This window comes from Epilithonimonas sp. (assembly GCF_056329745.1).
Window position 1 is genome coordinate 1 of sequence record NZ_JBWEYV010000006.1, and the last position, 13,465, is coordinate 13,465.

Annotated in this window: 11 protein-coding genes; 10 read left to right on the forward strand and 1 reads right to left on the reverse strand. The window is 36.6% G+C overall.

The window, feature by feature from the left end; genetic code table 11:
- The first annotated feature begins 343 nt into the window (after positions 1-343).
- From AC00Y6_RS05825 to AC00Y6_RS05840, 4 genes are read left to right on the forward strand one after another with little or no spacing between them, the layout of a single operon-like run.
- Positions 344-1,840, forward strand: coding sequence for a TlpA family protein disulfide reductase (locus tag AC00Y6_RS05825; protein ID WP_474489677.1), 1,497 nt, complete (start codon positions 344-346; stop codon positions 1,838-1,840).
- An 8-nt stretch (positions 1,841-1,848) separates the two neighbouring features.
- Positions 1,849-3,255, forward strand: coding sequence for a 23S rRNA (uracil(1939)-C(5))-methyltransferase RlmD (gene rlmD, locus AC00Y6_RS05830; RefSeq protein WP_474489678.1), 1,407 nt, complete (start codon positions 1,849-1,851; stop codon positions 3,253-3,255).
- Between the two features lie 25 nt (positions 3,256-3,280).
- Positions 3,281-3,751 carry a DUF6452 family protein gene (locus AC00Y6_RS05835; protein ID WP_474489679.1) on the forward strand — a complete coding sequence of 157 codons (471 nt, stop codon included), beginning with the start codon at positions 3,281-3,283 and terminating at the stop codon, positions 3,749-3,751.
- Positions 3,717-4,385 carry a DUF6048 family protein gene (locus tag AC00Y6_RS05840; protein ID WP_474489680.1) on the forward strand — a complete coding sequence of 223 codons (669 nt, stop codon included), beginning with the start codon at positions 3,717-3,719 and terminating at the stop codon, positions 4,383-4,385. The genes AC00Y6_RS05835 and AC00Y6_RS05840 overlap by 35 nt, the downstream gene beginning before the upstream one ends.
- Positions 4,386-4,456: 71 nt before the next feature.
- On the opposite strand, the gene sppA is transcribed toward AC00Y6_RS05840, so the two are convergent.
- Complete coding sequence (sppA, locus tag AC00Y6_RS05845; RefSeq protein WP_474489681.1) at positions 4,457-6,202, reverse strand: signal peptide peptidase SppA; 1,746 nt, start codon at positions 6,200-6,202, stop codon at positions 4,457-4,459.
- 22 nt (positions 6,203-6,224) lie between these two features.
- On the opposite strand from sppA, the gene folK reads away from it, so the two are divergent.
- The 6 genes from folK (at position 6,225) to AC00Y6_RS05875 (ending at position 13,359) form a co-directional block, all read left to right on the forward strand.
- A complete protein-coding gene (gene folK / locus AC00Y6_RS05850; RefSeq protein ID WP_474489682.1) occupies positions 6,225-6,641 on the forward strand; it encodes a 2-amino-4-hydroxy-6-hydroxymethyldihydropteridine diphosphokinase in 417 nt (138 codons plus the stop codon).
- Between the two features lie 20 nt (positions 6,642-6,661).
- A complete protein-coding gene (locus AC00Y6_RS05855) occupies positions 6,662-8,083 on the forward strand; it encodes an OmpA family protein (protein ID WP_474489683.1) in 1,422 nt (473 codons plus the stop codon).
- A gap of 23 nt (positions 8,084-8,106) precedes the next feature.
- A complete protein-coding gene (locus tag AC00Y6_RS05860; protein ID WP_474489684.1) occupies positions 8,107-9,543 on the forward strand; it encodes an OmpA family protein in 1,437 nt (478 codons plus the stop codon).
- Between the two features lie 78 nt (positions 9,544-9,621).
- Positions 9,622-11,523, forward strand: coding sequence for a RecQ family ATP-dependent DNA helicase (locus AC00Y6_RS05865; protein WP_474489685.1), 1,902 nt, complete (start codon positions 9,622-9,624; stop codon positions 11,521-11,523).
- 50 nt (positions 11,524-11,573) lie between these two features.
- On the forward strand, positions 11,574-12,524 hold the full coding sequence (fmt, locus tag AC00Y6_RS05870) for a methionyl-tRNA formyltransferase (RefSeq protein WP_474489686.1): 951 nt from the start codon (positions 11,574-11,576) through the stop codon (positions 12,522-12,524).
- 4 nt (positions 12,525-12,528) lie between these two features.
- A complete protein-coding gene (locus AC00Y6_RS05875; RefSeq protein WP_474489687.1) occupies positions 12,529-13,359 on the forward strand; it encodes an endonuclease/exonuclease/phosphatase family protein in 831 nt (276 codons plus the stop codon).
- Positions 13,360-13,465: the final 106 nt, after the last annotated feature.

A 13,465-nucleotide genomic window follows, 5' to 3' on the forward strand; every position in this document is an offset into this window, starting at 1 on the left:
TGCGAAAGCGGGAGAGTAGGTCGCCGCCAGTTTTTTCAAAACCTCAATCATTTACTTGATTGAGGTTTTTTTTGCTTTATACCTTAACCTAACTAAACTTACTTAACCTGCCTAACTAAACTTACTTAACCTGCCTAACTAAATAATCTAGACTATCATCAATTCATTGATTAAACATACGCATTTTATTGATTGAGTGTTGTCGGTGAATTATACTTTGTAATACTCTGTCAATTATATTCATTGCAATTCATTGATATTCTGTTAATGTTTTAATAAAAATAGTTGTTTTATTTTTTTTAAAATTCTAATTAGGTTATTTTTGCAAAAATTAATTTTTAAAATGAAAAAATACTTATTTCTACTTTTAATTTCTTTGTTAGTAGTTTCTTGCTCAAAAGTAAAAGTTGAAGGGAATATAAAGGGTGGGTCTCCTTTGGAAAGATTAGAGTTTATCGAAGCATCTGGCGTTGCAACATTGCCGTTGATTAACATTGGTGTTGATGATAAAGGTAATTTCAAAGGGGAGTTTAATGCTCCTAAGAACGGGATGTATGCGATGACCTATGCCGGTAAAATGAATTTTATTTACCTAAAAAAAGGTCAGACGCTTAAGATTGCCGGTGATGCCGCTACTTTTCCAGAGATTTATAAAATTGAAGGTGATGCGAAGAAGAACAATGATTTTATTACAGAAACTCAAAAGTATCTACAGTCTTACAGCTCACAGCTTAATATGCAATTATTGCAAAAAAAGGAGTCTGATTTCTTGGTAGAGATTAAAAAAATATATGCTGATCTAGAAAAAAACCTTGATGCTACCGCAGATAAGGTAGGACCAGACAGTGATGTTGTAAAGCTTAAAAAAGATGAACTAACGACAAATATCCTTACATTCTTGGCTCAGTATGAGTCAACACATGGTCAGGCAGTTGGTGATCCTTCTTTCAAAGTTTCTAAAACCTTTACAGATTATGAGAATTCTTTGACCAAAAATAATGACAGAATGGTTGAAGAACTTCCTGTATATAGAAACTATCTTTTGAATAAATTGGGTCAAAATTTCCAAAATTTTGCAATGAAACAAAAGGATAGGGATTCTGCAAGTATGTCCAGCATTTTCGCCAGGTTTTTAGCTACAGAAAAGGACTTGTCTCAGAAAAGTAAAGATTATCTTTTAGCTTTTGTTATCGCTAAGTTTGATCTTAACCCATACACTTCGGATGTAGAGAAAGTTAAGAAAGTAAGTGAAGAATATATCAAGGATTCTGGTGTTAAAAAAGATATTAATTCAGCGATTGATGCGGTTTTTGGACTTAAAATTGGCACTGAAATTCCTAATGTTAGTCTGCAAAAATTGGATGGTAAGTCGGGCAGTATTGAGGCCAATGGCAAACCTACTCTAGTGATGACTTATGCATCTTGGAATCCATATATAGCGCAGTCTACAATCCCGGTTCTTAAAGAAGTGGTTAATTTTTACAAGGCGAAAGTTAATTTTGCATTTGTGAACGTAGATGATACGAAAGAGCAGTTTACTAAAACAGCCGGCGCCATGTTAAAAGGTATCTCAGGAACTAATTATTATGCAGAAGGTGGTTTGGCATCTAATTATGCTAAGAAATTTTTCATCTATGGATTTAAAATTCCAGGTTTTTTCTTGGTCGATAAAGCTGGTAAGGTAGCAAGTCAAACTTTCTATAACCTGGGTGATGCCAAGTTTGTGGAAGAAATGAATAAGATTTCTGGTTTGAAGGCGCCTACTGTTAATCCACAGGCTCAACTTCAGAACCAGTTATTACAACAGAACCAAAATGCTGATTCTGCAAAAACTAAGTAACAATATTAATGAAGAGAAAAAAGAATCAGATTCTTGAAAATATCAAACTCCTTTCTGCAGGTGCGAAAGGAGTTTCTGTTGGTAAGACAGAGGAAGGAAAAACTGTTTTGATCTCTGGCGCAGTTCCCGGAGATGTAGTGAATGTGAGAGTTAAAAAGGCCAAGAGTAATTACTTTGAAGGTGAAGCTGTAGAAATTCTGGAGTATTCTAAAGATAGGGTAGAGCCAAGGTGTGTTCATTTTGGGACTTGTGGTGGTTGTAAATGGCAAAATATTGCCTATGAAAAGCAATTGGAATTCAAGCATAATGAAGTTCTTAATAATATTACAAGGATTGGTGGTGTTTCCGGTTTTGAGACAATGCCAATTTTAGGATCAGAAGAGCAATATTTTTACCGTAACAAGATGGAGTTTTCTTTCTCCAATGCACGGTGGCTGACGAAATACGAGATTAGTTCCGAAGAGAACTTCGGTAACAAGGATGCATTGGGTTTTCATATCCCGGGAATGTGGAGCAAAATTCTTGACCTTAAGGAATGTTTTTTACAGGAAGATCCTTCAAATCAAATTCGGCTGGCAGTAAAAAAGTATGCCGTTGAAAATGGCCTTGAGTTTTATGATGTAAAAGCACAGGAGGGTTTTCTAAGAACCTTAATGCTTCGTCAAAATTCTGCTGGCGAATGGATGGTTCTTTTCCAACTGTATAAGGAAATGAAAAACGAGCGAACCCAGTTATTTGATTTTTTGCTGGAAAATTTCCCTCAAATCAAGACATTGGTTTTTGCTATCAATCCGAAAGGGAATGACAGCATTTACGACCTAGATATTCAAACTTATTTTGGAGAAGGTTTTATTTATGAAGAAATGGATGGATTACGATTTAAGATTGGTCCAAAGTCCTTCTTTCAAACCAATTACAGACAGGCATTGGAACTCTACAGAAAAACACTAGAGTTTGCTGAACTGACGGGTGATCAAGTAGTTTACGATCTTTACACGGGAACGGGAACCATTGCCCAGTATGTAGCACGTAATGCAAAACAGGTGATAGGAATAGAGGCTGTGCAAGAGGCTATAGACGCTGCCATAGAGCATGCGGAACTTAATGGTCTTCATAATACCACGTTCTATGCAGGAGATATGAAAAATGTCTTCAATGATGAGTTTTTGGAGAATCATCCCAAGGCGGATGTTTTAATTACCGATCCTCCGCGAGATGGGATGCATCAGAAAGTGGTGGAGCAGATTTTGAAATTATCACCGGAACGGATAGTATACGTTAGCTGCAACTCTGCCACACAGGCTAGGGACATTGCGCTCCTAAAAGAAGACTACAATCTGGTGAAGATTTTACCGGTAGATATGTTTCCGCAGACTCATCATGTTGAAAATATTGCCTTACTTTTAAAAAAATAGAACCAATTTGTTTTATCTTTAATCGATGCAAAAAATACTTTTCTTTTTCGGATTTCTACTATTGCTTACCAGTTGTGGCGGCGATGATGATATCTGCCTGAGTTCAGATTCCACACCTCGATTGAAACTGAAATTTATTAATTCTAATGGGCAATTGGTTAGATTGGACTCATTGTATATGGACGTAGATTATGGTGGAGCCAGTCCCAAGAATATTATTACTCAAGCCAATGTAGATTCAGTTTTTGTGCCTCTACGAATTGATAACAGCCCATACACTGATGTTTTTGTAAGGCTAAGAAAAGCTGGAGACAGGTCAAAGATGAGAGTTAGCTATGATAAAAAGGCTATTTATGTGTCGCCGGCCTGTGGTTTCAAGATTAATTATGATAACTTAAAAGGGCAGCTTCTTCTAAGCAATCCTGTACAGAATATTCAACAAAACCAAACTTCGTTAACAGATGAAAGCAACATCAATTTTTATCTTCGGTTTTAGTATTCTGTCAGCAACCAGTTTTGCTCAGAATAAGCAGGAGGACAATAAGAAACCAATTCATTCTTACCACTACAAACCCAATTTTATAGTAGGGGTGGATGTTCTGAATCTGGGCACTAGTTTTTTTGGTGATAGAAAATTATATCAAGGATTTGTTTCCAGCAGGATAACAAATCGCATTCATGCCGTGATTGATGCCGGATATGACAAGAATATTTATCAGAAAAATGGTTACGATGCCAAAGCTGATGGTTTTTTTGCAAAAGTGGGTGGTTTTTATATGTTAGCATCCGACCCAGAAAATGACCTGAATGGTTTCTATGGAGGTGCCAAATTAGCAGGAAGTTTTTATTCTCAGGAGTATATGGCAATTCCTGTAAAAGGGAATAATAGCCAAGGGATTGCGGTGTCTTTTGACCCGTCTACACAAAGTAGTTATTGGGTAGAAGCATTATTGGGTGCGCGAATTCAACTATTTGAAAGCCGATTTTTTATTGATGTTAATTTGCAGCCTCGCTACCTAGCCTACACAACCAAACAAGATGATATTACGCCCATGATAGTTCCTGGGTTTGGAAGAAGTTCGGGGAACTTCAGTATGGGATTCTGTTGGAATATTGCCTATCGGTTTTAGGATCAATTATAAATAAAAAAATTCCGCTGAATTGTAATTCAGCGGAATTTTTGTTTATGATCATATCACGATTAATTAACCTTGATGTTAAATGGGCTTTCCATTACAACAGCAGACTTGGTATCAGGATCTGTAATGTGCTGATAGATTTTGAAATTCTCTTTTCCTATTTTACTTTTGATCAACCTTGTTGAAAAATCTTCTTCGGTTTCCGAAGAGAACATTTGTTCAAACCTGGAAACTTTCGATGGATAAGTATCCACACTGTAAGATTTTAGGTGAGCAGATTTAGCAGCAAAATTGATGGCGTCCTGTAAAGATCCAAGATCATCTACAAGACCAATTTGTTTAGCCCTTACTCCAGACCAAACCCTTCCACCACCGATGGCATCAATCTCTGCAAATGATTTTTTTCTGTTTAGGGTTACAAAATGCACAAAACGTTGGTAAGTGGATTCTACACTTCTCGTCATGATGTTAAGTGTGCCGGGGCTTAATCCATTAATAGCAGATACCATGTTAGAATTGGCATTGGTAGAGACGACGTCACTTCTAATGCCATTTTTCTCAGCCAAATCTTTGAAATATGGGACAACGCCAAAAACGCCAATCGAGCCCGTTAAAGTGTTGGGTTCAGAGAAAATCTTGTCCGCACCCATCGCAATGTAATAGCCGCCGGACGCCGCGTAGTCACCAAAAGAAACAATAAGTGGCTTTTTACGTTTTAACTGTTGGAGTTCAAAAAGGATTTCGTCTGATGCGTTGGCACTTCCTCCCGGAGAATTTATCCTGAAAACCACAGCTTTTACCTTATCGTCTTTTTGCAGTTTTTTTATTTCTTTGATAAAAGTATCTGCGTAGATTCCATCGTAGCCTTTGCCGTTGGATATGGTTCCAGAAGCATACAAGATGGCGACTTTTCCCCCATCATTGTCACCAGATAATGATTCTGCATACTTGGCAAATGATATTTTGTTTAGTTTTTTGTCTTTATCTACATTTATTTTTTTTCTGATGATATTATCATATTCTGATTTTTGAATCAGTTGATCGGTCAGTTTATATTGTAAACTAAGGTTTGGTAGGTATCCGTAAAGACTGTCGGTAATGGTTTTGAGTTCTGCAACAGGGATTTTTCTGGATGAAGATATTTTATCCGAGGTATTACTCCAGATATCATTAAGCAAAGTGGAAAGTTGCTCTTTATTTTCTGGTGAAATATCATCCCTAAGGAAAGGTTCTACCGCTGCTTTGAATTTGCCGTGGCGGATTACCTGAATTCCGATTCCGTATTTTTCAGCAAAATTTTTAAAAAAAGTTACTTCTGTAGAGAGTCCTTTTAATTCTATCAGCCCAGCAGGGTTTAAGTAGTACTTGTCTGCAACAGACCCTAGATAATAAGCCCCTTGCGAAACTGTGTTTCCGTAAGCATAAATAAATTTACCACTCTTTTTAAAGTCCTGCAGCGCGTTTCTGATGTCATCTAATTGGGTCATCCCTGCATTGATTTGATCCATTTCTAGGCTGATACCTTTGATCTTATCATCGGTCTTTGCTTTGCTGATGGCCTGTAGAACGTCGTATAAAAGAACAGATTTTTGATCATTGTTAAAATTAAAGAAATCTTCCTGATCTTCACCCGGGCTATCTATAATCTTTGTTTTAAGATCAAGCGTTAATATAGAGTTGGCTTTAGCATCTGGTGATCCGGAGATGGATGAAATGATGATAAACCCTATAAAAAAAACGAATAATCCTGCTATTAAAATAAAAATTGCAGTTAAATTTGCTAAAACTATTTTGAAAAAACTTTTCATTTAATATTAATTATTTGTCTATATGTCGTACAATACAGTAGTTTTGTTACTTGGAAGCAATATAAATAATCCTGAAAAAAATATTGAAACGGCTCTTTCAGAACTGGATGCAAAAGTCGGGTTAATATTAACAAAATCAAAGTTAATATTAACAAAACCCTTGGAATTTGACAGTAATAATTTTTTTTGTAATATTGCAGTTAAAATAAAGACACAGTTTTCACCTATTAAGCTGCTGAAAGTGATCAAATCTATCGAGATGGATATGGGACGTGTGAAGGATTCTTCATATTATGGCACTTATAAGGACAGGATAATTGATATTGATATAATAATATTTAACAATTTAAAGTTTATATCTGGTCGTTTAACAGTCCCTCATTACAAAAATCTTTTTGAAAGAGATTTTGCAAAGACACTTATTAACGATGTGAAATGATTTTTGTAACACAAATGAATATGAAAAAAAAACTATTTCTACTTTTACTCCTTCCTACATTAGGACTTGCACAGAGTCAAACGAGTACAGAGCCGAAAACTGAGCCATTTAACAATAAGAGTAGACTCTTCAAAGATTGGTCTATATCAGTTGGTGGTGGTGGTGCTTTTATGGCACATGCAGATCTTACTTCATTTTACGGAGGTAAAATCAATTGGGGCTGGAATGGCTATGTAAGTTTAGACAAGCAGATCACTCATGTTTTTGGTATTTCACTTCTTTATACAAGAGGTCAAACCAATCAGAAAGCGCACTTAAATGATGCGGCAGGAGTTGGTCATGGATATACTAAATTCGATCAACTAGCCTTGTTAGGAGATGTTAACTTTTCTAATCTTATGAGAAGAACTGATAATAAATCCAAATTTAGGTGGGCGTTGCATGGTTATGCAGGGATCGGCTTTATGGGCTACAAAACGTTTTTACAAGATAATGCTGTTCTCAGCAAATGGCCACTATATATTGAACAAGATTTTGGAATATCAAGTATTTCTTATATAGGAGGTATTGGGTTAAAGTATAACGTTTCAAGATTGTTAGATGTAGAATTAAGAACTCTATACCTAATTAGTGGTGATGAAGAATTTGATGGTGGTGGTTGGACAAGAAACGCCGTTCCTGGTTATAACCTTATCAATCCTTCATATACGGATAATGCATGGTTGGTTAACCTTGGAGTTTCATTTAAACTTGGGAAACACCCGGATCACTTACGTTGGGTAGATCCATTGCAGGATGCATACTCAAAAGCGGCAGTTTTAGAAGATAAATTTAAGGACTTCTCAGTTTGTGAAAAAGGAGATAACGATAATGATGGAATATGTGACGATTGGGATAGACAGTTGGATACACCAGCAGGAGCCAGAGTAGATGGTGCTGGGGTAGCTTTGGATGTTGATATGGATGGTGTTATAGATCTTTATGACAAATGTGTAACAATCCCTGGACCTATAGAAAACAATGGTTGTCCAGTAGGTAAAAATCCTGTAGCTGCAGCGCCTGCGAAAGAATCTGCAGTTAATGAAATCAACACTCACTTCAATGGAATAGAATTTGAACTGAACAAAGATATCATTCGCGAAAAATCTTTCACTGATCTTGATAAGGCAGCAGAGATTATTAAAACATTAGGTGAAGGAAGTCACTATACTGTGGTTGGGGCTACGGATAGCAGAGGTTCAGCTGTGTATAATAAAAAATTATCTCAGTTAAGGGCTGACGCTGTGGTGAAATATTTAACATCAAAAGGTGTTTCTTCAAATGTGCTTACTGCAGACGGACGTGGAAAGGATGATTTAAAATATCCAGAATGTGATCCTGCTACGAAATGTCCTGAGTGGAAAAATGAGGCTAACAGAAGGGTTTACTTTTTAGCCAAATAATTAATAAACTAAAAACATCAAATATGAAGCAAAATTTATTATCATTAGCACCAGCATTTTTATTGTTGCCAATGAGTATGGTTGGGCAAACGGTCGCAACTGATTCAACATTCAGTTCACAATCATTTACTCCGTTTACGCAGTCAGCTAAAAAATATAATGACTGGTCAATATCTGCCGGAGCCGGTGTTCCCCTATTGCAGTCTGCAGATATGACATCCATCAAAAATGGTAATGGTAAAAATCTTTTTGGCTATTCTGCTTATGTAAGTGTGGATAAGGCTATTACCCATGCTTTTGGAATTAATTTGCAGTATGATCGTGGTGAAACCAGACAAGGTTATGCCTATACCAAAGATCATGTAAATCTTCCAGGGAATCAAATTGCAGGTAGAACGCAATATGACGCAATTTCAATCTTAGGTGATGTCAATTTTTCTAATATATTAAGAAGGATTGATAACAAATCTAACTTTAGATGGGCATTACATGGATATGCTGGTATTGGAACAATTGCTTATAGATCTTATAGACAAGATCCTGGCCCTTACAATCAGACTCTTAACTATGAGATGAAGCCTTTTAAACTAGGTTCACTTTTTGCGCAGGCTGGAGCTGGTGTTAAATTCAAAGTTAACAACAGAATTGATCTGGAAACTAGATTAATGTATGTTGTAACAGGAGATGACAATTTTGATGGAGCTGGTGTTGGTCAAACAGGGTATAACCTGACTGAAGACCAAATTTCAGATAACTTCTTTAACGCTACTTTGGGTGTAAGTTTCAAATTAGGCAAACACGAGTCTCACCTAATGTGGAAGGATCCATTGCAAGAAATCTATTACAAGCTGGATGTTTTAGCAGATAAAACTCAGGATATCGAAGTATGTAAAAAAGGTGATGCAGATAACGATGGTGTTTGTGATGATTGGGATAGACAGCTAGATACGCCGGCTGGAGCTAGAGTTGATGGAGCTGGTGTTGCGCTGGATGTAGATTTAGATGGTGTTATTGATCTTAATGACAAATGTGTTACAGTTCCTGGTCCGGTGGAAAATCAAGGATGTCCTCTGACTGTTAATAATACCGAGACTGGTGTAGTTACAGATGCTGCAAGTATTCTTAAAGGAATTGAGTTTGATCTTAATTCAGATAGAATTCTTCCTTCCAATACTCAGATTCTTAATAATGCAATCAGTTACATTAACTCATCTAGCAGCAAGTTCAGAATTGTTGGAGCTACAGATACAAGAGGAACTGATAGATACAACCAGAACCTTTCTGAAAGAAGAGCCAATAATGTTAAGAATTATCTTATTCAGCACGGTGCAGACAAGGATAAGTTGGAAATTGTAGGACGAGGTGAGAAAGATCTTCTTTATCCAGAATGTGATCCTGCTACAAAATGCCCTGAATGGAAAAACAGAGCTAACAGAAGAGTATACTTTGAAAATTATTAATAATTTCAATTTTATATATAATATTAAAACCGCAAATTTTGCGGTTTTTTTATTTTAAAGATTTAGTTAAATTTACAGATGCTTTCATCACAACATTATAAAGAACTTCTGCTAGAGAAGACCCTTAAGCAATTTTGGGGTTATGATGAATTTCGTTCGGGACAAAAGGATATAATTCTATCTGTATTAGAAGGCAAAGACACGTTGGCACTTTTGCCCACGGGTGGAGGAAAGTCTCTCTGTTATCAGTTGCCGGCAATCGTTTCAGAAGGTATGTGCCTGGTTGTATCACCATTGCTTGCATTAATGAGGGATCAGGTAGATGCATTGCTTGGCATGGGGATAGAAGCCGAATTATTAAGCTCGGATCTGGACGAATTTGATGAAGAAGCTGTTTACAGCAGATGTAAGGAGGGTCTTGTTAAAATCTTATATGTTTCGCCAGAGCGCCTTAAAAATTCTTTATTTATTACTAATATTCAGGATATTCATGTGTCTTTTATAGCAGTGGACGAGGCGCATTGTATCTCGGAGTGGGGACAAGATTTTCGTCCTAGTTATAAAAATATCAAGAATTTTAGGCTCGAATTTAAGAATGTAGCTTGTCTTGCGTTAACAGCTACTGCCACAGATAAAGTAATTCATGAAATTACGGAAAAACTGGGTTTTCATCAATCTCAAGTTTTTAAAAAAAGTTTTAAGAGAAGTAATCTTAATATTATTACCGAAAATTCTTCCAACAAATATCAAAGGATATTAGAATTTCTTAAACAAAACACAGGTTCGGGAATCATCTATACAAGAACCAGAAAGGAAGCCGAAGAACTGACAGTTTTTATAAAGCATAATAATTTTATCAATATCGACTTTTATCATGCAGGATTGCCGTCATCTGAGAAAGAAAAACTCCAGAAGCGGTGGCTTGGTAGCCAATACCACGTTTTGGTTTCCACCAATGCTTTTGGTATGGGAATCGACAAAGATGATGTTAAGTTTGTCATTCACTTGTCACCTTCCTCAACAATTGAGAATTATTACCAGGAGATTGGACGGGCAGGTAGAAATGGCGAAGAAGCTTTGGCTCTATTGCTGTGGAATGAGCAGGAAATTGGCAATATAAATCAAACATTTGCCAATCAAATTCCTAACAAAGTAGAGTATCAACGTATCGTTACCTACCTCTATTCCCTATTTCAGTTGGGCGAGCAAGATTTTACAGATAGAACGTTTCAGCTAGATATTGTAAGGTTGAGGAATCTTACAAAATTATCAGTAGCCAAAATCAGGAATATCCTTAATTTTATGAACAATCAGGAATTGATTTTTTATAAAAATAATGTTTCATCCTCTACGCTTATAAGTTTTATAAAACCTGATGAGCTGGATCAGCTGGCACCTACGGATGCCTATTTTATGGAAATGCTGTTCCGGAATTTGCCGGGTTTGTCAATCCAAAAAGTACATTTTGGAGAATCTGCTTTTTGTAAAAAAAACGGTCTGGATTTGTCAAAATTTAAAGAAAGACTGCTACAGATGCAAAAAGCCGGTTATCTGGAATACCTTGACGGCAGCCAGCATTCGGTGAAATTTCTTAAACCAAGAAATGACCGTCATCTCTTTGGGGAGTACTGGTCTCTGTTCTATCATATCCAGAAAAATAAATTGAGGAAATGGGAAGAAAATAAATTTTACATCAGAGATACAGATTTTTGTAAAATGAAATTAATCCTCAATTATTTTGGAGAGCAGGATGCTGAAAATTGCGGTAAATGTTCGGTTTGCAGGAAAAGGAAAAATTCCAAAAGGACATTGTCGTCCGATATTGCGCTGCAACTTTCCGGCAGGCCAATGTCACTGGATGAGATGTCTGCAAGCCTGCATTTTTATTCCAAAGAAAGCATTCAGGAAACTTTGATCTTCCTTTTGGATATAGGCAAGGTCAAGATGCTGAATTACAAAACTTACATGCTCAATCAGTAATTATTATCAATATATTTACAATCAACGGATAATCATCAAGAATACAATCAATGCAGACTCATTCACTTAAAGTTGTTTTTTTCGGAACTCCTGATTTTGCCAAAGCTTCATTGGAAGCTATATTCCAATCGCGTCATAAAATTGCAGCTGTTGTAACAGCACCGGACAAAGCCAGTGGAAGGGGCATGAAACTTACGCCTTCACCAGTAAAAGTTTTTGCGGAAGCAAATGGATTAACTCTTTTTCAGCCGGAAAAATTGCGAAACCCTAATTTTTTAGATGCCATTCGAGAACTGGATGCTGATGTTTTTGTTGTAGTGGCATTTAGGATGATGCCTCAGGTTCTATTTTCAATTCCAAGGCTTGGTACTTTTAATTTGCATGGTTCACTTTTGCCGGATTATCGTGGTGCGGCACCTATAAATTATGCGGTTATAAATGGTGAAACCAAGTCCGGTGTTACCACTTTTTTTATCAACGAAAAGATTGATGAAGGTCACATTCTGCTTCAGGCAGAAACGCCAATTTCATCGGATGATAATGCAGGCACACTACATGACAAATTGATGGTTATTGGCGCAGATTTGGTGATCAAAACATTGGATGCATTGTCAGAAGGTTCTATTCAGGAGCAGCCGCAGCCTCATAAAAATCATCCAAAAACTGCCTATAAAATTTTTAAGGATGATCTAAAGATAGATTGGAATCAAGGTGCAGAAACGGTACATAATTTTATAAGAGGCATGTCGCCATATCCAACGGCTTTCACCATTCTCAAAGTTGGTAACGAAGAAAAATCACTTAAAATTTTCAAAGGACGTTTTGAAAATCTACATCATGACAGGCAACCAGGTGATTTTGATGTTTCTAAAACTGAGTTCAAATTTTATACTGCAGATGGTATTTATTATCCAGAAGATGTTCAAATTCAGGGTAAAAAGAGGATGGCAGTTAAAGATTTTTTAAACGGAATACAGAATTTTGAAGATTATAAAAATTAAAATAATGAAAAAATTATTATTTAGTTTCGTGTTGGTATCCGGCTTGATCTTTTCCCAAGATTTGAAAGTGATGACCTACAATATCCGCTTAGCAGTGGATAGCGATAAAGATAACTCGTGGTCAAAAAGAAAAGATGATGCGCTTGCCCTGATATCATATTATGCGCCTGATTATTTTGGTGTGCAAGAAGCACTGCCGGAGCAAATGGGCGATATCAAATCTGGTCTCAAAAATTATGATTATGTAGGTGTTGGCCGGGACGATGGAAAAAACAAGGGTGAATATTCAGCAATTTTTTATGATAAAGATAAGCTTGTGGTGACAAAGTCCGGAACATTCTGGCTGAGTGAAACGCCCCAAATACCATCCCGTGGCTGGGATGCAGCGCTTAACAGGATCTGCACTTATGCTATATTTAAGGTTAAGAAAACGGGTAAAAGATTTCTTGCGATGAATCTTCATTTTGATCATGTGGGTGATAAGGCAAGAGTCAATTCTGCCCAATTGATTCTTAAAAAAATAAAGGAGCTCAATCCTCAAAATTTGCCCTTGACTTTGACTGGCGATTTTAATCTTACGGATGATTCTGAGCCAATCAAAATTATTTCTAGGGCGTTGGCAGATTCCTTTTATCATTCCAAAAAGCCGCATTACGGTCCTAAGGGAACTTTTACCGGTTTTGACACAAACACTGTTCCGAAGGAAAGGATTGATTATATTTTTACGAAGGGCTTTAAAATCCTCTCTAACAGAACCATTAATGACAGACGGGAAAACCTGCTTTACCCGTCCGACCATTTTCCGGTTTTGGCAGAACTCGACTTTGAAAAGTAAAACAAAAAAAATCCTCTTGGCTAAAAGAGGATTTTTTTCATTTACATACTTCTCTGGAATGCCGATACTTAATCTCAATTTAGGGTCGCATCTATTTTAAATAACG

Bases quoted from the DNA above. Each gene is read 5' to 3' on its own strand.
- AC00Y6_RS05825 (WP_474489677.1), top strand. From the start codon at position 344: ATGAAAAAATACTTATTTCTACTTTTAATTTCTTTGTTAGTAGTTTCT.
- rlmD (WP_474489678.1), top strand. From the start codon at position 1,849: ATGAAGAGAAAAAAGAATCAGATTCTTGAAAATATCAAACTCCTTTCT.
- AC00Y6_RS05835 (WP_474489679.1), top strand. From the start codon at position 3,281: ATGCAAAAAATACTTTTCTTTTTCGGATTTCTACTATTGCTTACCAGT.
- AC00Y6_RS05840 (WP_474489680.1), top strand. From the start codon at position 3,717: ATGAAAGCAACATCAATTTTTATCTTCGGTTTTAGTATTCTGTCAGCA.
- sppA (WP_474489681.1), bottom strand. From the start codon at position 6,202: ATGAAAAGTTTTTTCAAAATAGTTTTAGCAAATTTAACTGCAATTTTT.
- folK (WP_474489682.1), top strand. From the start codon at position 6,225: ATGTCGTACAATACAGTAGTTTTGTTACTTGGAAGCAATATAAATAAT.
- AC00Y6_RS05855 (WP_474489683.1), top strand. From the start codon at position 6,662: ATGAAAAAAAAACTATTTCTACTTTTACTCCTTCCTACATTAGGACTT.
- AC00Y6_RS05860 (WP_474489684.1), top strand. From the start codon at position 8,107: ATGAAGCAAAATTTATTATCATTAGCACCAGCATTTTTATTGTTGCCA.
- AC00Y6_RS05865 (WP_474489685.1), top strand. From the start codon at position 9,622: ATGCTTTCATCACAACATTATAAAGAACTTCTGCTAGAGAAGACCCTT.
- fmt (WP_474489686.1), top strand. From the start codon at position 11,574: ATGCAGACTCATTCACTTAAAGTTGTTTTTTTCGGAACTCCTGATTTT.
- AC00Y6_RS05875 (WP_474489687.1), top strand. From the start codon at position 12,529: ATGAAAAAATTATTATTTAGTTTCGTGTTGGTATCCGGCTTGATCTTT.